The organism is Bacillus sp. PK6-16 (assembly GCF_056530295.1).
Map to the genome: position 1 here is coordinate 1,677,438 of NZ_CP096511.1, position 19,406 is coordinate 1,696,843.

Below are 19,406 nucleotides of genomic sequence, written 5' to 3' on the forward strand. Positions count from 1 at the left end.
CTATGGGTGAATGCCGTTTTCTAATAGCTCAGTAAATGCATGAATATGAATAGGTTTACTGTAATAATAACCTTGAATAAACTGACATTTATTTTTTTGAAGGAAATTTACGTGCTCTTTCGTTTCTACACCTTCAGCAATGACAGACATTCCTAATGTATTTGCTAATGTGATGATCGTTTTAATAATTTCCATTCCATCATCACATGTTTCAGACATTGTAATAAATTCTCTCGGGATTTTTAACGTATCAATTGGATACAAAGGTAAGTAGGCTAGCGAAGAATAACCTGTACCAAAATCGTCGATAGAAATGTGAATCCCTAAACTTTTTAGTGTACGCAGTTTTATCAATGTTTCTCGCTCATCCATCATTGCAATTCGCTCTGTTAATTCAAGATCAAGAGAGCTTGCTGGTAAACCTGTATTTGTTAAAGTAGAAGAAATAGATTTTACAAAATCCTCTTGTTCAAATTCCTTAGCAGATAAATTTACACCTATTTTTAAATGTGAATATCCGAGTGCGTGCCAACGTTTCATTTGTTTACAAGCCTGCTCTAATGTCCATTTACCTATTGAAATAATTTGTAGTGTTTCTTCTGCAATCGGAATAAACTCGTATGGAGAAATAATACCTAATTCAGGATGATTCCACCTAATTAAAGCTTCTGCACCGATAATTTTATTAGATTCACTATCAACTTGAGGTTGATACAAAAGGAACAATTCTTCATTTTGTAGTGCGTTTGGTAAATCTTTTTCTAATCGCAATCGTCTTTCAATTTTTTTAGCGATTACATCGTCATAAATAGATACAGAGTTAAGTTCTTTTGCTTTTGCATCATACATTGCAACATTAGCGTTTTTCAGAAGTGTAGCGGTATCGATTCCGGAATGTGGATAAATAGCGATGCCGATACTCAGTGATAAAGTTAATTTATGCTCATGTATGATAAATGACTTTTTCATGCATTTAAATAATTGGTTACATAATTGGAATAAGTAATCTTCGTCAGTATAGTTTTCAATTATGATTGTAAATTCATCGCCACCGATTCTTGAAAGATGAGTATGTGATGGAAGACATGATTGGAATCGCTTTGCTACTTCTTCTAATATGTAATCTCCTGATGAATGTCCAAGTGTATCGTTAATTGCTTTAAAGCGATCTAAATCTAAATATAATAATGCAAACTCGCTTTCTGTTATTTCAGCATTTTTTATAACTCTCTTTAATTTCTTATGGAAAAAGGCACGGTTACCAATTTTCGTTACAGTGTCATGGAATGCTAAATATTTTATTTCTTCTTGCTGTTTTTTTAGTGCAGTAATATCTTTCACCATAATATAGCTTCCTGAAATTTGTCCGTCTATTATAATAGGAATGATTGTAACGTATAAAAAATAAGTAAAGCCATCTTTATATTGAGAACTAAGTTGTAAAAATGCCGATTCTTGTTGTTTCACTTTTTCTAATGCCAATGCTAGCTTATGCTTATCTTCATCTAAAATGATCGAAAAACAAGTTTCACCTAGTAACTCATCCGTTGGTGCCCCAAGTAGTACACTCCCAGCCTTATTTACATTTAAGAATATTCCATTTAAATCAATGGTGAAGATAGGGTCAGGATGATATTCATATAATGATTTAAACTTTTGCTGTTTTTGAGAAAGAGCCTCTGATTTATGAACTAAATCAGACGTCCGTAAAGTAACTTTTTCTTCTAGTTGGGCATTAAATGCCTGCAAACGTTTTGTTAAGGAATTGTTTTGCATACGTACGATAGAATGACGAATGAGTACGAAAATAAAAGTAATACAATTTCCTGTAATGAGAGTTGAAGATGATGTTTGTTCTTTTAATGTAAACCCGATTAGTATTGCAACAGCAAGATAGGGAAATACAACTAAAGCTTTTTTTCCTATTATAGGGTTTACAAGGAAATAATTTTTATGGCTATTATGATCTTCTGAAATAGAGCCAGCTATTGCAATAAGTAATATAGGTATTCTATATAAAAGACGTAATAATATTATCGTTTCAGTTGATAAGTGGTTATTTAAGTAAAAATAAATATAGTTAAAAGTTGCAGAACTTATTAATACAAAAATAAAGATATAAATTTTCCGTTTGGAATTAAAAATTGTTGGACGGAAAAAGAGACTAACACCTAGCAGTAGAAATAATAAATCTGCAATTGGGTATAAAAATGAAAGGAAAACATCTCCTAGTGAAAGAGCGAATATATTTAAATTTGGTTGATTAAATAAATACCATTCTAATGTAAATATGGAAGTAAGCACTATGCATATATCACAAATAAAGAACGCTTTTTCCCATTTATTGCATTCCTTTAAGATTTTATAGCAGAAAGCGATAAGACAGAAAAATAGAAAAAACATGTAAAATACATCAGAAACCGTAAAACGATGTATTGGAATTTCGAAGAAGCTATCTTGATATGTATATACTATTTTCCCTAATAAAAAACTACCAATTGCTATTGTAATACATATCCAAAACGGATTTGAACTGACTTTTTTAGAATATATAGAGTAAATCAGTGATACAAATGTAATGGCTTCAACGACAAGTGAAGCGAAGCGTACATCTGAATTTGAAAAATGAGTAGGGAATAGATAGAAAAACATAAAATAGATTGAATAGCATATTAATGTTCCGATTAATATACATAATTGTAAATTTTTATTTAATTCCAATGAAATCACCTTCTTTAATTATGCACTATGTTCGTTATATCTATACATAATAATATTATTTAAGAATTGTATCAGATTTCCTTATAAAAATCATGTTTATAAGGAAAGTGTTAAAGAGTGTAAGTATTCTTAAGGTTGAAAAAATATTGCGGTTGATAGTACAGACTGTATTAAGACTTTAAATAGAAATTGTATATTTAGTCATCCTTTGAATTGTAAAGTTTTTTTAGTGATTTGTAAGTGGAGATGCAAAATTGCATATAAAATGAGGAGTATCTTTTTTTGGTGAGCTTTTTATTTTTAATCTGAAAATTAATATTTGTGAAAATGTTGAGAAAAGATATAAAATAAGAACATGTATTCTTACAGAGTGGAATAGTATTGCCACTAAATAGGGAGGCTTTTTTATGATATATCGAATTAAAGATGCAGAAATATACTATGAAATTGTGGGAGAGGGTAAACCGGTCATTATCATACATGGCTGCGCCCCTGACCATAGGTTAATGATGAAATGTATGGAATCAGTATTTCAAAAATATGAAGGTTATAAGCGAATATATATTGATTTACCTGGAATGGGAAAATCGAATGCTCGAAATTGGATAAATAGTTCAGATCGTATAGTAGAAGTGCTTATCACATTTATTGAGGAAATCATTTCTACTGAAAAATTTTTATTGGTAGGAGAATCATATGGAGGCTATTTAGCCAAAGGTATACTTGCAAAGATGTTTGAGAGAGTTAGCGGATTACTATTAGTATGTCCTGTTGTTGTAGCGGAGCCAGAAAAAAGGATTCTTCCATATAAACAGGTAATTGTACAAGATGAGGAATTTTTAAATACGCTCACTTCCACAGAAAGAGAGGAATTTTGTGAGTTAGCTGTAATAGCAAATGAATATACATATAAGCGATTTAAAGAAGAAATTAAGCCTGGGTTAGATGTTGCTAATTATGAATTTATTGAAAGGTTGCAAAAGAATTACTCTCTTACTATGGATTTTCAGCGTAAAAAATATGAAAATCCCGTTCTTTTACTGACTGGAAGACAAGATATATCAGTAGGTTATCAAAATATTATAGAAATTATTGAAGAATATCCAAGGGCAACATTAGCAGTGTTAGATATGGCAGGGCATAATTTGCAAATTGAGCAGCCTGAATTATTTGAGAGTTTAGTAGGAGAATGGATTAGACGAACAAATCAGCACAGTTTATAAAGTATTTTAGTATTACGCCTAAGTGTTGAAATGGGATAAATGAACGTGATTTATTAACTCATCTCGCTATTTGCCGGGCAGCCCGATTAGTGAGGGCTGATTAAAGTTTCACTTGATAAAAAATTTTAAGGAGAAATTATGAGCACATATATTTATATGGTTAGACATGGTGAATCACCAAAACTAGAAGGAAATGAAAGAATGCGCGGGTTAACTGAGAGGGGACATATGGATGCCCGTAGAGTAACTGACATATTAAAAGCGGAGAGGATTGATACTTTTATTTCCAGTCCTTATAATCGGGCTATGTTAACGATAGAGGAGTCAGCTAATTTCCATGAAAAAGAAATAGTAGTATATGAAAATCTTAAAGAGTGTATGTTTTCAAGTGAGGATCAGGTTATATCAGACAAAGAGGTGTATCCACTTGTACAGAAGATGTTCTCTAATCCAGACTTTGCACGAACGAAAGGAGAGTCATATGCAGATTGCCAGAGAAGAGTAGTGAAAGTATTAAAAGAAATCTTATTGGATTTTCAAGGACGCAAAATTGTAATTGGTACACATGGGCTTGTCATGACATTAATGATGAACTATTTTGATAAACAATATGGTTTTGAATTTTTAATGAATACGTCAAAACCGGATATATATAAGATGGAATTTAAAGAAGAACAATTAATGAATGTAGAGAGATTATGGAAAGCTGAATAAAATTAGTTGCATGGATTTTGTTGTAAAAGTTACTTTTATAACAAAGTCTTTTTTTGAATAGAAAGCATCTTTATCAACTATTGTTAGAATGTTAAATAAATAAGTAATTATTCAGTCTTTGAATAAATTATGGAGAAATTGGTTTAGGGAAACAATTTTAAATGTGTCAAAATTCCAAACGTTGGATTTATATTCAATAGGAGAAAAAGATGTAGAATTTTGTCTTACAGTCCCCGTTTACTTTTCATTTCATTACATATAGGCTTTGTGGTGTAAGGGAGGACATTGCCTTTACGTAAAATCTATAAGGAGGTCATTGTAATGAAACAGATTAAAAAGTTTGCGGGAGTTGCTTTAGCGGGGACGATTGGATTAAGTGGATTACTGTTTTTAGAACCAAGTGTAAGCGTTGCGGAAGCACAGCAAGTGAAAGTAAAAAATTTCAATACAATTGATGTAACGATGAATCTAAATGAATTGTATGTATTAAGTGGCAGAAGCATTGATATTCTTTCTGGAGATAAAGAAGCAATTCAGTTAAATAAATACACAATTAGTTTTAATAAACCTGGGAAGTATGTGATTAAAGTAAATGGCTGTATTTATGATGATGTATATACTTTTATTGTAAATGAGTAGTATATATTCTTAAATTGCGAGATAAAAACAGAAACACCCTATTTGCGATGAGAGTCGTAAATAGGGTGAATTTATTTGTATTAAGCTGTACTTTAAATATGTTCACTAATTTTCTTTTTGTTATGTAAAAGTGTTAACAATGTAAATGAAATATACATCTTCACAGTCAAAAAAGTTAAAATATTTCGTTTTAAGGATTATAATGGAGGGAGGAACATAAAAGGGAGTGAATGAACTTGAAACAAGAACTTATTGAAAGATTTACGAGATATGTAAAAATTGATACGCAATCAAATGAAGAAAGTCATACAGTACCAACAACACCAGGACAAATTGAGTTTGGTAAGTTATTAGTGGAAGAGCTAAAAGAAATTGGTTTAACAGAAGTAACGATGGATGATAATGGCTATGTAATGGCAACACTTCCAGCTAATACGGACAAGGATGTTCCTGTAATCGGATTTTTAGCCCATTTAGATACGGCAACAGACTTTACAGGGAAAAACGTCAAACCACAAATTCATGAAAATTTTGATGGTAATGCAATTACGTTAAATGAAGAGCTAAATGTTGTGTTAACACCAGAGCAGTTCCCGGAATTACCATCATATAAAGGACATACCATTATTACAACTGATGGTACAACACTTCTAGGAGCAGATGATAAAGCTGGTCTTACAGAAATTATGGTTGCAATGAACCATTTAATACATAATCCGCAAATTAAGCACGGGAAAATAAGAGTAGCATTTACACCGGATGAAGAAATTGGTCGTGGGCCAGCGCATTTTGATGTAGAAGCGTTTGGTGCATCATTCGCTTATACGATGGATGGAGGTCCATTAGGTGGTTTAGAGTATGAAAGTTTTAATGCTGCAGGTGCTAAGTTAACGTTTAACGGAACGAATACACATCCTGGAACAGCGAAAAATAAAATGCGCAATGCTACTAAACTGGCTATGGAGTTTAACGGGTATTTACCAGTAGAAGAGGCGCCAGAATATACAGAAGGCTATGAGGGATTCTATCATTTACTTTCTTTAAATGGTGATGTTGAGCAAAGTAAAGCGTATTATATTATTCGAGACTTTGATCGTGAAAATTTTGAGGCACGTAAAAATAACGTTAAAAATATTGTGAAGACTATGCAAGAAAAATATGGCGAAGATGCAGTCGTTTTAGAAATGAATGATCAATACTATAACATGCTTGAAAAAATTGAACCGGTAAGAGAAATTGTTGATATTGCATATGAAGCAATGAAAAGTTTAGACATTGAACCAAATATTCATCCGATTCGCGGAGGCACAGATGGATCACAATTATCATATATGGGATTACCGACGCCGAATATTTTCACTGGTGGTGAAAACTATCACGGTAAATTTGAGTATGTTTCGGTAGATACTATGGAAAAAGCTGTTCAAGTTATTGTGGAAATTGCAAGACGTTTTGAGGAGCAAGCTTAAAAAAGAACCAAGTAGTACGAATGTGCTACTTGGTTCTTTTAATATAGTACTCGCCACAAATAAAAAGTCGCATAAGACTCCCAATTAGCCCAGTTTGCCGCGAAATCTTTTATTTCATTTTTAGTCGGTTTATTTTCGGAACCTGTTATAAATTTAATTGCATTATGCAGACCAACATCATCAATTGGAAAAGCTGAAGGAAATCTTAAACAACGCATTAAAACATAGTTGGAAGTCCATGGTCCTATACCATGGATAGCGGTTAATTGTTTCTCAGCAACCTTTACATCTTGTGTTTGCAGTAAATCCTCTTTTAATAGTTTTCTCTCTGTAATAAGCTTCGCAATACCGATTAAATATTCACATTTTCTAGTCGTCATTTTTAATTGTTGGAGATCTTCTACATGTAGATTTGCAATTGTTTCAGGTGATGGGAATATCCAATGCTTTCTACCGTCCCATTCTACATAACTTCCAAATTGCTCAACTAATCTTCTTTTTAGCGTATAAGCATATGTTAAGTTAATTTGTTGACCGATAATTCCCCAGGAAAGTGCCTCAAATAAGTCTGGAATACCTAAAGTACGAAGGCCGTAATATTGTTCAATTGGTCCTTGAAGGAGTAAATCATGTTTAGCTAATGTATAAAAGGGAGCTAAATCAGTAGTTAAATCAAACCATTCTTTTACATAGTTAGCTACAGCTTCACGTATCGATTTTTCAGATGTATATGATTCTTCTAAACAGTGTATTTGAATATTGCCATCTGTATTCACACTAATTTCAACTAAAGGATTTACATCTTGAACAGGGATAACTTTATAAATTTTGTTATCTTCAATATGGAACATACATTCATTGTTAGAACGTGATAGATAACGTAAATTTTCTTGGAAACAAAATTCTTTTGGAACTGCTATAGATAATACGCTATTATATTCTGCTGTCATATGAATTCCACCTGCAACTTTTCTAATGTAAGCAATTTTTTCTTCATTTCTAATCCACCCCTAAATCCGGTTAGTTTCCCATTCTTCCCAATAACGCGGTGACAAGGAATGGTGATAAGAAGAGGATTAGCAGCAATAGCAGAAGCAACGGCGCGCACAGCTTTAGGTTTTTGAATTCTTTCAGCAATTTCTGTATAAGAATATGTCTTTCCATAAGGAATTTCACGTACCGTATTCCAAACAGATAATTGAAAATTAGTTCCATAAGCATCGATAGGGAATGTAAAAGTTTCTCGCTTGTTTTCTAAATACTCGATAACTTCTTTCGTATATATTTGCAAGTAATCTGGACTATGGATCAATATATGTTGGGGCAGTTTTTTTCTAGCCCATATATTTAATTCTTCAAAGTTTTCGTCTTGTGATCCAATGAAACATAGTCCATTTTCAGTTGCAGCAATATGAAATCGCCAATTTTTATGTGTAAGTAGCGTCCAATATATATAATTATTTTTGTAGGAATTCATTATCGTATCCCTCTTTCATTTCGTTCTTTTTTCGATATTCAGTAGGAGTAAATCCGGTTTTCTTTTTAAATAAAGTTGCGAAATACTCTGGGTTTTCTATCCCGACAGCAGTACTAATTTCTTTAATAGATTGATTTGTGTGTAAAAGGTATTTGGTTGCTTTAAGAACCCTGAATTGTTGTATATATTCTATAGGAGTTAACCCTATTATGCTTTTGAAAGTACGTTGTAAATGAAAAGGGCTACCGTGACACATTTCCGCAAGCATGTCGAGAGTTAAGGATTCGTCATAATGCTTTTCGATATAGTCTTTAATTTGTTCTACCCACTCTTCATTAGGTAAAGTGATTCCATTTGGCTTACAACGTTTGCACGGGCGAAAGTTCTCACTTAATGCTTGCTCTGCATGATGAAAAATTCGTACATTGTTTCTATTCGGTATTCTTGATTTGCATGATGGCCTGCAAAAGATTCCAGTTGATTTCACAGCATAAAAGAATTTGCTATCATAGGAAGAATCATTATGAATAATTGCTTGCCAATACTCATTTGTTAATGTAACTCCTTCATTGTGCATAGAACATCACCTCTGGAATTAGTATAACCTGAATAAAGTGCGTATGTATGTATTCATAAATGTAAGAGCAAGATTACAAAGGTGAAAATATGATTGTTTTTCTATTTTGTGATAGCATGAAATTTGGAAATAAACATCAAGAGGAGGGCTAAAAGTGAAGTTAATTTCATGGAATGTAAATGGTTTGCGAGCAGTTATCGCAAAAGGTGAATTCTTGGAATATCTCGAGGAATCAAGTGCTGATATATTTTGTCTACAAGAGATTAAATTACAAGAAGGGCAAATTGATTTAAATCTAGAGGGATATTATACATACTGGAATTATGCTGTGAAAAAAGGATATTCAGGAACTGCTATTTTTTCGAAAAAAGAACCGCTTTCAGTTACATATGGTTTAGACATTGAAGAGCATGATCAAGAAGGGCGACTTATTACTTTAGAATTCGAAGATTTTTATATGATAACGTTATATACACCAAATTCAAAACGTGGATTAGAACGATTAGATTACAGAATGAAATGGGAAGATGATTTCAGGTCCTATATCAAACGATTAGATGAGAAAAAACCAGTTATTTTTTGTGGAGACTTAAATGTTGCTCATAAAGAAATCGATTTGAAAAATCCAAAAAGTAATCGTAAAAATCCTGGATTCTCTGATGAGGAGCGAGAGAAATTTTCAAGTATTTTAGAAGAAGGATTTATTGATACATATCGTTACCTTTATCCTGATCAAGAAGGTGCATACTCGTGGTGGTCGTATCGTATGGGCGCGAGAGCGAAAAATATCGGATGGCGTTTAGATTATTTTGTTGTTTCGGAACGAATGAAAGACCAAATAACAGAAGCGAAAATTAATAGTGAAGTGATGGGATCAGACCATTGTCCAGTTGAATTGCATATAAATTTCTAAAAAAAGAAGTATCTCCCTAATATCAGGGAGATACTTCTTTTTTAATTCAATTTGTTAAAATTTTTCAAATCATTCTTGAAATAATTTCATATTAAATATATACTTAGTAACGATAATCATTATCATTGAAAATGATTATCAAGTGATGGAGGCGTAAAAGAATTATAGTCTAGGGGAAGTGAACGGGAATGAGTTCTGGATAAAATTATTAATCTAATGAAATATATATATGGGACAAGGTTCATATAGTTAAAATTTATTGAGAATATAGTTTGAAAATTTGAGAGGAGACATATAAAGATGAACAAGAAATTATTTACTTTAGGGATGGTTACAGTTTTAAGTGTAGGTTTAGCAGCATGTAATAGTGCGGATAAAACTTCAGGCGAGCAAAAACAACAGACAAAAGCTACGGAAACGAAAAAAGATGAAAAACGAAAAATCACATATTTAGGTAAAGAGTATACAGTGCCAGCAAAAGTAGATAAAATTGCGACAGCTAGTTTAGAGTCAATGGAAGATGCGGCAGTACTTGGAATTAAACCAGTTGGTGCCATTACTGTAGGTGGTAAATTACCAAAATATCTTGAAAAAGAGTTAGAAGGTGCTAAATCTGTTGGTGAGAAAATGCAACCCAATTTCGAAACATTACTACAATTAAAACCAGATGTTATTACATCGAGTACGAAATTCCCAGCAGAAACAGCTGAAAAGTTTACGAAAGTAGCTCCTACATTCCCGGTATCACACGTTTCAACAAATTGGGAAGATAACTTAAAGTTAATGGGAGAATTAACTGGTAAAAAAGATAAAGCCGAAAAAATTATTAAGGATTACAATTCGGACGCTGAAAAAGCAAAAGCAAAACTAGGAGGTAAGTTAAAAGATAAAAAAGTACTTGTCATAAGACTAAGAGCAAACGAATTATTCCTATATCCAGAAGGAGTATACTTCAATCCTGTAATTTATAAAGATCTTGGACTAACTGCTCCAGAACAATTGAAAACTGTAAAAGCACAAGAGAAAATTTCATTTGAAAAACTTGCTGAACTTAACCCAGATTATATTTTCTTACAATATGAGGCAAGTGAAAATAAAAACCCGAAAGTGTTAGAAGAAATTGAAAGTAATCCAATTTGGCAAAGTATGAATGCTGCGAAGGAAAAGAAAGTATTTGTAAATGTTGTAGATCCAATGGCACAAGGTGGTACAGCTTGGAGTAAAACAGCATTCTTAAAAGAAGCAGTGAAAAATTTATCTAAATAATACAATAAGTAAGGTGCGTTGAATGATATGCAGAAAACAAATGCAGTACCAGTAACTATATTATGTATAGCACCCATACTCATCTTATTTACAGTTATACTTTCGATTTTGTATGGGGCAAAAAGTATTGACGCTGAAACAGTGTGGAACGCATTATTTCATTTTGATTCAAGCGATGTAAATCATAATATTATTATTACTTCACGTTTACCAAGGGTAGTTGCAGCTCTTTTAGTCGGAGCATTTCTAGCCATATCAGGAGCGCTTATGCAGGGGATGACAAGAAACTATCTTGCATCCCCTTCTATTATGGGTGTGACGGATGGTGCTGCCTTTGTTATTACACTTTGTATGATTTTTCTTCCGGGAATGTCATCAATTGGTATGGTTGTATGTTCAATGATTGGTTCTGCACTAGGAGCCGGTATCGTGTTTGGTTTTGGTTCGCTCCTTCAAAATGGCTTATCACCAGTTAGGTTAGCGATTATAGGAACAGTTATTGGAACATTTTTAAGTAGTGTATCGGCTGCAATGGCTTCGTATTTCCAAATTTCTCAAAATGTTAGTTTTTGGTTTAATGCAAAGTTAGATCAAGTAGATCCTAATATCATTAAAATCACGATACCGTTTGGGATAATTGGAATAATTTTAGCATTGTTAATATCAAAATCTATTACCATTCTTTCATTAGGCGAAGAGGTTTCTATTAATTTAGGGCAACGTACAAAACTAGTTAAAGCGATGGCAATTTTATCGGTAATTTTCTTAACAGGAACAGCAGTTACTTTAGTGGGGAAAGTTGGTTTTGTAGGTTTAATTATTCCGCACATTACGCGCTTTATAATTGGGGTAGATTATAAGTGGATTTTGCCATGTGCAGGTGTTATTGGTGGCGTTTTCTTAGCGTTATGTGACGTTTTGAGTAGATTTGTAAACTATCCATTTGAAACACCTATTGGAGTCGTTACCTCTTTAATTGGAATTCCTTTCTTCCTTTATTTAATCCGTACTAGAGGAGGAGAGAGACATGCTTAAAAGTTCAAGTCAACGTTTCGGAATGACGATGGGGATTATTATATTTTTAATACTATGTGCTATTTATATTAGTTTAACAAATGGTACGTTCGACATTACGATTACAGATGTATTTAAAACACTGTTTAGAATTGATCCAGTACCAGAACATGATTTAGTTATTTTTGAGTTTCGCCTTCCGCGCATCGTAATTGCTGGATTAGTAGGATTAGGCCTTGGTGTTGCGGGTGCCGTTATTCAAGGGATTACGAGAAATGGGTTGGCGGACCCAGGTATTTTAGGCGTAAATGCCGGAGCAGGAACAGCGATTGTCATTTTTATGTTTTTCTTTCAAGGGCAATTAAAAAGCACAGACTGGGTTTCTATTATGATGATGCCAATGTTTGGTTTAGTAGGCGGATTAGGTGCAGCTATCATCATTTATCTGTTTTCTTGGAAAAACGGGAAATTAGATTCGCAGCGACTTTTATTAACAGGGATTGCAATTGGATCAGGATTTGGAGCCTTTTCTATGTACTTATCACTCAAAATGAAGTCAACTGATTTTGAAATGGCCGCAGTGTGGGTGTCTGGAAGCATATATAGTGCAAACTGGAAGTATATTGTGGCTATGTTACCATGGCTTATTATCTTAATTCCGCTTATACAAAAGAAAGCTTATTTATTAGATTTATTTCAATTGGAAGAAACGAGTATTACAAGTTTAGGTGTTTCAGTAGAAAGAGAGAAATCGATTTTACTATTAAGTAGTATCGGGCTTGTGAGCGCATGTGTTGCTGTTTCAGGGAGTATCGGTTTTATTGGCTTAATGGCACCGCATATAGCGAAAAGGCTTGTCGGTATTCAACATAAGTATATAATTCCTACGTGCGGCGTAATCGGAATGTTTCTTGTAATTGCTTCAGACTTTATTGCGAAAACAGTTTTTACACCTGTAGAGCTACCAGTTGGAATCGTTATTTCTATTGTCGGTGTACCGTATTTCTTATATTTACTTTATAAGGCGAAAGCGTAAGAGGAGGAATAAAAGTGAGTATTTTAAGTGCAAAAAATTTAGAAACAAGTTATGAAAAGCTTACAGTGTTTCGCGATTTAAATGTGGAAATACAAGAAGGAAAAGTAACGACAATTATAGGTCCAAACGGTTGCGGTAAATCGACATTGTTAAAAACAATGGGAAGAATTTTAAAACAAAAAAGCGGTAAAGTATATTTGCAAGGACAGGATTTACATACAATTCCAACGAAAGAAATTGCGAAGCAGTTAGCTTTACTCCCGCAAACTCCAATTGCACCAGGTGAACTTAAAGTGGAAGAATTAATTTCTTATGGACGCTATCCACATCGAAATAACGTAAATAAGTTAACGACAAAAGATAAAGAAATGATTGATTGGGCATTAGATATAACGAAAACTTCTGAATTTCGAACGAGACAAATTGCAAATTTATCAGGTGGTCAAAGACAAAAGGTATGGCTAGCGATGGCATTAGCACAAGAGACAGAAGTGTTGCTATTAGATGAGCCAACTACATACCTTGATATGTCTCATCAATTAGATGTATTACAAATTGTGGAGAAGTTAAATAAAGAACATAATTGTACGGTTGTTATGGTATTACATGATATTAACCATGCAGCAAGATTTTCAGATGAAATTATTGCAATGAAGGAAGGAGAAATTGTTACAACTGGTAGCCCGGAAGAAATCATTACAAATGAAGTGTTAAAAGAAGTATTTCATATTGATGCACGTGTCATGATTGATCCGTATAACGGGGCTCCTGTTTGTTTCGGATATGATAGCCTTGTATCTGAAGAAGAAAAAATCGAAATATATGTAACAAGTTAAAAAAGAGGGGGAATAGGGTGAATACTACAGTTGAAAAACAGCAGATTATAACATCTAATACAGAGCAGTGGAAAATGTATTCAAAATTAGAAGGTAAGGAATATCAAATTCATATTTCAAAGCCGAGGCAACCAGCACCGGATTCAGGATATCCTGTCATTTACGTATTAGATGGCAATGCCTTTTTTCAAACATTTCATGAAGCAGTTAAAATACAATCAGTAAGAGCGGAAAAAACCGGTGTTTCACCAGCTATTATAGTAGGAGTGGGTTATCCAATTGAAGGCGCATTTTCAGGGGAAGAAAGGTGCTATGATTTTACGCCTAGCGTAATTTCAAAAGATGCCCCTTTAAAACCAGACGGTAAACCGTGGCCTAAAACAGGAGGAGCACATAATTTCTATACTTTTATTGAAGAAGAACTGAAACCACAAATTGAAAAGAATTTTGAGATTGATAAAAGTAAGCAAACGTTATTTGGACATTCTCTAGGTGGACTATTTGCTCTTTATATACTATTTACAAACTTAAATGCTTTTCAAAATTATTTTATTAGTAGTCCATCTATATGGTGGAATAATAAATCCGTACTTGAAAAAGAAGAGAACCTTATACATGAATTAAACAATGCTAAGTTTGAAACAGGAGTGTTCCTTACAGTTGGGTCACTAGAACGAGAGCATATGGTTGTAGGTGCAAATGAATTATCAGAGCGCCTTCTCCAAGTAAACCACGATAAACTTAAATTTAAGTTTTATGAAGCTGAAGGGGAGAATCATGCATCTGTTGTGCCGACGTCTTTAAGTAAAGGATTGAGGTTTATTAGTTACGTATAGGAAAAAAGGTTATGGATAAAACATTCCATAACCTTTTTTAATATGTAGAATTGTCCTTTTCGAAAGTTTTGTTTCAACTTTTCGTCTAAAGAGACAAAAAATTGTCACAAATCGGTCACAATTAGCATAAACATAAAATAGACGAAATGAACTTATTTCCAAAAAGGCTTGGTTTATTTCAATCATGATTCGTAGAGTTGAAAAAGCATGGATTAAAAGTTCACTATATTCCCAAGGAGGTAGATCGTATGAAAACAATTCTTGCTATCGCTGGACTTATTTGGGTTTTATCGCATGGCATCCCAATTTATGAAGGAGAACAAATTCGCAGTGCTCTGAATAAAAATTTTAATGAATATCATATCATTAATCGGCAAGATAATGTTGTGACAGTTCGAGTGAATGATTGTTTTCATACGGTAACCGTTGAAGGAACTTCAGTAGTGAATGATACAAAAGTATGTGATCAGCAATAATTATATATGGAAAGAAAAATTCTAGGGTTAAATATCTGAAAATTAAAATTGAAAAATTATAGACGAAGAATAAGCGGGGGCGGTTAATCCCCGCTTATTCTTGTTTCACTTTATTGAATTTTGATGAGAGATATAATGATTTTGTGACAAAAAGGAAAGGGTATACTGAAAATTGAGATTAAGAAGCTAATGAGTTGTTAAGAATAATCATAAAGTGTAAATATACTCTTATGGGGTATCATGCGTAGATATTTAATGCTATAATTGGTATACTCATAAAAAACAATTGTTTTATTGGATGAAGAGAAACTTTAAGAAGGTGATAATATGGATCATAAAGAGCATGAAGCAGTAACACATAGATCAGAAAAAGAAAAAGAACAGATTATAAATAGATTAAAGAGAATTGAAGGACAGGTCCGCGGTATTCAAAATATGATTGAAAATGATCGTTATTGCGTGGATATTTTAGTGCAAATTTCAGCGATTAATGCAGCGATGAAAAAAGTAGGAATGGGTGTATTAAAAAACCATACAAGTCATTGTGTTTCAGGTGCTATTAAAGATGGCAATGGTGACGAAGCAATTGAAGAATTAATGACTGTATTTGAACGTTTTTCAAAAGCGTAAAAACAAGCTAGTATGTCACTGGCTTGTTTTTTTGTTTACCTTCATAATAAGATCTCGGCGTATTGATGTGAAAAAGTGTGTGTAAAATAAACTTTTAGAAAATAATTGAAAAATCATGATATAAAACCATTGATTACCTTAGGGGGGTATGGTAAGATGTAATTGTGATTAACAAACAATGAATAAACAAGAGGAGGATTTTAAATGGAACAGTTAACATTACAGGTTGAAGGTATGTCTTGTGGACATTGTGTAAATGCTATCGAAAGCAGTGTGAAAGAGCTAAACGGTGTTGAACAAGTGAAGGTTCAATTAGCAGAAGGAACTGTTGAAGTTACTATCGACTCGTCTGCCGTAACATTAAAAGATATCGTTGCTGTAATCGAAGACCAAGGATACGATGTTCAATAATTATTTTTAGATATGGAAATAAATCGTACTTTAAATGAAGTACGATTTATTTTGCTAATCATTATACCTCATAAGGGTATATAGAGGTGAGAGACATGAATGAAAAAAAAGAGGCCAATCTTCAAATATCGGGAATGACATGTGCGGCATGTGCAAATAGAATTGAAAAAGGTCTAAAAAAAGTAGAAGGTGTTCATGAGGCAAATGTAAATTTTGCACTTGAAAAAACAAAAATAATGTACGATCCAACTAAAACAAATCCGCAACAGTTTAAAGAAAAAGTTGAATCGTTAGGATATGGAATTGTAAGTGAAAAAGCTGAATTTACTGTTTCAGGAATGACATGTGCAGCATGTGCAAATAGAGTTGAAAAGCGTTTAAATAAGTTAGATGGTGTGAACAAAGCGACAGTAAATTTTGCTTTAGAATCAGCTACAGTAGACTTTAATCCTGATGAAGTTAATGTAAATGAAATGAAGAGTGCGATTACGAAGCTAGGATATAAATTAGAAGTCAAACCAGATGATCAAGATGCATCAACTGATCATCGATTACAAGAAATTGAAAGACAAAAGAAGAAGTTTATTATTTCGTTTATTTTATCTTTCCCATTATTGTGGGCAATGGTTAGTCATTTCTCATTTACGTCGTTTATTTATTTACCAGATATGTTAATGAACCCTTGGGTGCAACTAGCACTTGCAACTCCTGTTCAATTTATCATTGGTGGACAGTTTTATGTTGGAGCTTATAAAGCGTTACGTAATAAAAGTGCGAATATGGATGTTCTCGTGGCGCTTGGAACGTCGGCCGCGTATTTCTATAGTGTATATTTAAGTATTCAATCTATTGGTTCTTCGAAACATATGACAGATTTATATTTTGAAACGAGTGCGGTACTTATTACATTAATTATTTTAGGTAAATTATTTGAAGCGAAAGCAAAAGGGCGCTCATCAGAAGCAATTAAAAAATTGATGGGTTTACAAGCGAAGACAGCTACAGTTGTGCGAGATGGAACAGAAATAAAAATTTTGATTGAAGAAGTAGTAGCCGGTGATATCGTCTATGTAAAGCCTGGTGAAAAAATACCAGTAGATGGTGAGATTGTAGAAGGAAAGTCAGCAATTGATGAATCGATGTTAACGGGTGAAAGTATTCCTGTTGATAAGTCAATTGGGGATGTAGTAATAGGTTCGACAATAAATAAAAATGGATTTTTAAAAGTGAAAGCAACTAAGGTAGGAAGAGATACTGCATTAGCTCAAATTATTAAAGTAGTAGAAGAGGCACAAGGTTCAAAAGCTCCTATTCAAAGGGTAGCAGATCAAATTTCAGGTATTTTCGTACCGGTTGTAGTTGTGATTGCGATTATCACATTTGCAGTATGGATGATATTTGTTACACCTGGTGATTTTGGCGGAGCACTTGAGAAAATGATAGCAGTACTTGTTATTGCTTGTCCATGTGCATTAGGTCTTGCAACGCCTACATCTATTATGGCAGGATCAGGAAGATCGGCTGAGTATGGTATTTTATTTAAAGGTGGAGAGCATTTAGAAGCAACGCACCGATTAGATACAGTTATTCTAGATAAAACAGGTACTGTGACAAACGGAAAGCCTGTGTTAACAGATATAATTGTAGCAGATGGATTCCATGAAGAAGAAATACTACGTTTAGTAGGTGCGGCAGAAAAAAATTCTGAACACCCACTTGCAGAAGCGATTGTGGAAGGAATTAGAGAAAAGAAAATTGATATTCCAAGTTCAGAAACGTTTGAAGCGATTCCGGGATTTGGTATCGAATCAGTTGTAGAAGGAAAACACTTATTAATTGGTACACGTCGATTAATGAAGAAATTCAATATTGATATTGAAGAAGTTTCTAAATCAATGGAAGCGCTAGAACGAGAAGGAAAAACAGCAATGCTTATTGCAATCGATAAAGAATATGCTGGTATAGTTGCCGTTGCAGATACTGTGAAAGATACTTCAAAAGCAGCTATCGCAAGACTGAAAAAAATGGGTCTAGACGTTGTGATGATTACAGGAGATAATACACAAACTGCTCAGGCAATTGCAAAGCAAGTTGGTATTGATCACGTAATTGCAGAAGTATTGCCAGAAGGAAAAGCAGAAGAAGTGAAAAAACTGCAAGCAAATGGTAAAAAAGTAGCGATGGTTGGAGACGGGATAAATGATGCTCCTGCTCTTGCTACAGCGAACATTGGTATGGCAATTGGAACGGGAACGGATGTAGCGATGGAAGCAGCGGATATAACGTTAATCCGCGGTGACTTAAATAGTATTGCTGATGCGATATTTATGAGTAAAATGACGATAAGAAATATTAAACAAAATTTATTCTGGGCATTAGCTTATAACGCGTTAGGAATTCCAATTGCGGCATTAGGTTTCTTAGCCCCTTGGGTTGCTGGAGCAGCGATGGCATTTAGTTCTGTATCCGTTGTATTAAATGCATTACGATTACAAAGAGTTAAATTAAAACCTTAAAAAGCTACATTAAGTAATTGAATAGAATTAAAAAACAATACTTGAATAAGTATTGTTTTTTTGTTCGTGTAGAAATTAAAACGATATAATAAAGCAGAAATATAGAATCGTATATAGTAGAAAAGTTAAGAGGTAGTTTGGTAAGGAGACTTATATATGTTAAAAGATATTATAATTAGAACATTTCAGAAAGAAGATTTAAATCAAGTATTACAATTGTTCTATGAAACAGTTCATACGGTTAATGCAAAAGATTATAATGAGTTACAGCTACAAGCATGGGCACCAGATCGACTAGATAGAGAAAGCTGGTTAAAGTCTTTAGAAAAGAATATTAGTTATGTAGCGGATCATAACGGTGTGATAGTCGGATTTGGAGATTATAATGAGGATCATTACGTAGATCGTTTATTTACACATAAATATTATCAGGGGAAAAGGATAGCCTCATCCATATTACAGAAGTTAGAAAAAGAAGCAGTGAACCTAGGGCATGGGGAAATCTATACAGAAGCGAGTATTACAGCAAAACCTTTCTTTGAAAGTAAAGGTTTTATTTGCATAAAGGAACAAAAGAAACAGCATAATGGTCAGATTTTTATTAATTATGTTATGAAAAAAATATCCTTCTCATAAATGAGAAGGATATTTT

The 19,406-nt window shown here is 33.3% G+C and carries 19 protein-coding genes; 15 read left to right on the forward strand and 4 right to left on the reverse strand.

All coding sequences use genetic code 11. The annotated features are described in order from the left end of the window. Positions 1-2,721 carry a putative bifunctional diguanylate cyclase/phosphodiesterase gene (locus M1D66_RS08720; RefSeq protein ID WP_000422428.1) on the reverse strand — a complete coding sequence of 907 codons (2,721 nt, stop codon included), beginning with the start codon at positions 2,719-2,721 and terminating at the stop codon, positions 1-3. A gap of 407 nt (positions 2,722-3,128) precedes the next feature. Here M1D66_RS08720 and M1D66_RS08725 point away from each other — a divergent pair, with 407 nt between their 5' ends. The 4 genes from M1D66_RS08725 (at position 3,129) to pepT (ending at position 6,766) form a co-directional block, all read left to right on the forward strand. Next, a complete protein-coding gene (locus M1D66_RS08725) occupies positions 3,129-3,944 on the forward strand; it encodes an alpha/beta fold hydrolase (RefSeq protein ID WP_000640340.1) in 816 nt (271 codons plus the stop codon). 138 nt (positions 3,945-4,082) lie between these two features. Beyond that, positions 4,083-4,658 (forward strand): histidine phosphatase family protein, encoded by a 576-nt coding sequence (locus M1D66_RS08730; protein WP_000109181.1) that lies wholly within the window; start codon positions 4,083-4,085, stop codon positions 4,656-4,658. A gap of 321 nt (positions 4,659-4,979) precedes the next feature. Further along, complete coding sequence (locus tag M1D66_RS08735) at positions 4,980-5,297, forward strand: hypothetical protein (RefSeq protein ID WP_000809496.1); 318 nt, start codon at positions 4,980-4,982, stop codon at positions 5,295-5,297. 236 nt (positions 5,298-5,533) lie between these two features. Then, complete coding sequence (gene pepT, locus M1D66_RS08740) at positions 5,534-6,766, forward strand: peptidase T (protein WP_000807014.1); 1,233 nt, start codon at positions 5,534-5,536, stop codon at positions 6,764-6,766. Between the two features lie 38 nt (positions 6,767-6,804). Here the strand turns inward: pepT and M1D66_RS08745 are convergent, their stop codons facing one another. The 3 genes from M1D66_RS08745 to M1D66_RS08755 are packed head-to-tail and all read right to left on the reverse strand — an operon-like array spanning position 6,805 to position 8,820. Next, entirely contained in the window at positions 6,805-7,716 is a 912-nt protein-coding gene (locus tag M1D66_RS08745; RefSeq protein WP_242555104.1) for a DNA-3-methyladenine glycosylase 2, read from the reverse strand. Then, a complete protein-coding gene (locus M1D66_RS08750) occupies positions 7,713-8,243 on the reverse strand; it encodes a methylated-DNA--[protein]-cysteine S-methyltransferase (protein ID WP_001089836.1) in 531 nt (176 codons plus the stop codon). The genes M1D66_RS08745 and M1D66_RS08750 overlap by 4 nt, the downstream gene beginning before the upstream one ends. Further along, positions 8,224-8,820 (reverse strand): bifunctional transcriptional activator/DNA repair enzyme AdaA, encoded by a 597-nt coding sequence (locus M1D66_RS08755; RefSeq protein ID WP_000551324.1) that lies wholly within the window; start codon positions 8,818-8,820, stop codon positions 8,224-8,226. Before M1D66_RS08755 ends, M1D66_RS08750 begins: the two co-directional genes overlap by 20 nt. Positions 8,821-8,974: 154 nt before the next feature. On the opposite strand from M1D66_RS08755, the gene M1D66_RS08760 reads away from it, so the two are divergent. From M1D66_RS08760 to M1D66_RS08810, 11 genes are all read left to right on the forward strand, one after another. Next, positions 8,975-9,733, forward strand: coding sequence for an exodeoxyribonuclease III (locus tag M1D66_RS08760; RefSeq protein WP_000767598.1), 759 nt, complete (start codon positions 8,975-8,977; stop codon positions 9,731-9,733). A 300-nt stretch (positions 9,734-10,033) separates the two neighbouring features. Then, positions 10,034-10,999, forward strand: a complete 966-nt coding sequence (locus M1D66_RS08765; RefSeq protein ID WP_001035510.1) for an iron-hydroxamate ABC transporter substrate-binding protein — start codon at positions 10,034-10,036, stop codon at positions 10,997-10,999. Positions 11,000-11,026: 27 nt separating this feature from the next. Next, on the forward strand, positions 11,027-12,034 hold the full coding sequence (locus tag M1D66_RS08770; RefSeq protein WP_001173059.1) for a FecCD family ABC transporter permease: 1,008 nt from the start codon (positions 11,027-11,029) through the stop codon (positions 12,032-12,034). After that, positions 12,027-13,049 carry a FecCD family ABC transporter permease gene (locus M1D66_RS08775; protein WP_000920450.1) on the forward strand — a complete coding sequence of 341 codons (1,023 nt, stop codon included), beginning with the start codon at positions 12,027-12,029 and terminating at the stop codon, positions 13,047-13,049. Before M1D66_RS08770 ends, M1D66_RS08775 begins: the two co-directional genes overlap by 8 nt. 14 nt (positions 13,050-13,063) lie before the next feature. Beyond that, a complete protein-coding gene (locus M1D66_RS08780) occupies positions 13,064-13,885 on the forward strand; it encodes an ABC transporter ATP-binding protein (protein WP_000025763.1) in 822 nt (273 codons plus the stop codon). 17 nt (positions 13,886-13,902) lie between these two features. Further along, positions 13,903-14,721, forward strand: coding sequence for an alpha/beta hydrolase (locus M1D66_RS08785; RefSeq protein ID WP_001098702.1), 819 nt, complete (start codon positions 13,903-13,905; stop codon positions 14,719-14,721). A gap of 248 nt (positions 14,722-14,969) precedes the next feature. Further along, on the forward strand, positions 14,970-15,197 hold the full coding sequence (locus M1D66_RS08790) for a hypothetical protein (RefSeq protein WP_000849104.1): 228 nt from the start codon (positions 14,970-14,972) through the stop codon (positions 15,195-15,197). A 327-nt stretch (positions 15,198-15,524) separates the two neighbouring features. Beyond that, positions 15,525-15,827, forward strand: coding sequence for a metal-sensing transcriptional repressor (locus tag M1D66_RS08795; RefSeq protein WP_000349636.1), 303 nt, complete (start codon positions 15,525-15,527; stop codon positions 15,825-15,827). 204 nt (positions 15,828-16,031) lie between these two features. Further along, positions 16,032-16,238 carry a copper chaperone CopZ gene (copZ, locus tag M1D66_RS08800; protein WP_000436973.1) on the forward strand — a complete coding sequence of 69 codons (207 nt, stop codon included), beginning with the start codon at positions 16,032-16,034 and terminating at the stop codon, positions 16,236-16,238. A 95-nt stretch (positions 16,239-16,333) separates the two neighbouring features. Next, a complete protein-coding gene (locus M1D66_RS08805) occupies positions 16,334-18,754 on the forward strand; it encodes a heavy metal translocating P-type ATPase (protein WP_242555105.1) in 2,421 nt (806 codons plus the stop codon). Between the two features lie 156 nt (positions 18,755-18,910). Beyond that, positions 18,911-19,390: a GNAT family N-acetyltransferase gene (locus M1D66_RS08810; protein WP_000910163.1), complete on the forward strand. Its 480-nt coding sequence runs from the start codon at positions 18,911-18,913 to the stop codon at positions 19,388-19,390. The last annotated feature ends 16 nt before the right edge of the window (positions 19,391-19,406 follow it).

Coding starts and splice junctions, on each gene's coding strand:
- M1D66_RS08805 (WP_242555105.1), top strand. CDS start 16,334: ATGAATGAAAAAAAAGAGGCCAATCTTCAAATATCGGGAATGACATGT.
- M1D66_RS08755 (WP_000551324.1), bottom strand. CDS start 8,820: ATGCACAATGAAGGAGTTACATTAACAAATGAGTATTGGCAAGCAATT.
- M1D66_RS08810 (WP_000910163.1), top strand. CDS start 18,911: ATGTTAAAAGATATTATAATTAGAACATTTCAGAAAGAAGATTTAAAT.
- M1D66_RS08790 (WP_000849104.1), top strand. CDS start 14,970: ATGAAAACAATTCTTGCTATCGCTGGACTTATTTGGGTTTTATCGCAT.
- M1D66_RS08775 (WP_000920450.1), top strand. CDS start 12,027: ATGCTTAAAAGTTCAAGTCAACGTTTCGGAATGACGATGGGGATTATT.
- M1D66_RS08745 (WP_242555104.1), bottom strand. CDS start 7,716: ATGACAGCAGAATATAATAGCGTATTATCTATAGCAGTTCCAAAAGAA.
- M1D66_RS08770 (WP_001173059.1), top strand. CDS start 11,027: ATGCAGAAAACAAATGCAGTACCAGTAACTATATTATGTATAGCACCC.
- M1D66_RS08795 (WP_000349636.1), top strand. CDS start 15,525: ATGGATCATAAAGAGCATGAAGCAGTAACACATAGATCAGAAAAAGAA.
- M1D66_RS08765 (WP_001035510.1), top strand. CDS start 10,034: ATGAACAAGAAATTATTTACTTTAGGGATGGTTACAGTTTTAAGTGTA.
- M1D66_RS08725 (WP_000640340.1), top strand. CDS start 3,129: ATGATATATCGAATTAAAGATGCAGAAATATACTATGAAATTGTGGGA.
- M1D66_RS08735 (WP_000809496.1), top strand. CDS start 4,980: ATGAAACAGATTAAAAAGTTTGCGGGAGTTGCTTTAGCGGGGACGATT.
- M1D66_RS08750 (WP_001089836.1), bottom strand. CDS start 8,243: ATGAATTCCTACAAAAATAATTATATATATTGGACGCTACTTACACAT.
- M1D66_RS08730 (WP_000109181.1), top strand. CDS start 4,083: ATGAGCACATATATTTATATGGTTAGACATGGTGAATCACCAAAACTA.
- copZ (WP_000436973.1), top strand. CDS start 16,032: ATGGAACAGTTAACATTACAGGTTGAAGGTATGTCTTGTGGACATTGT.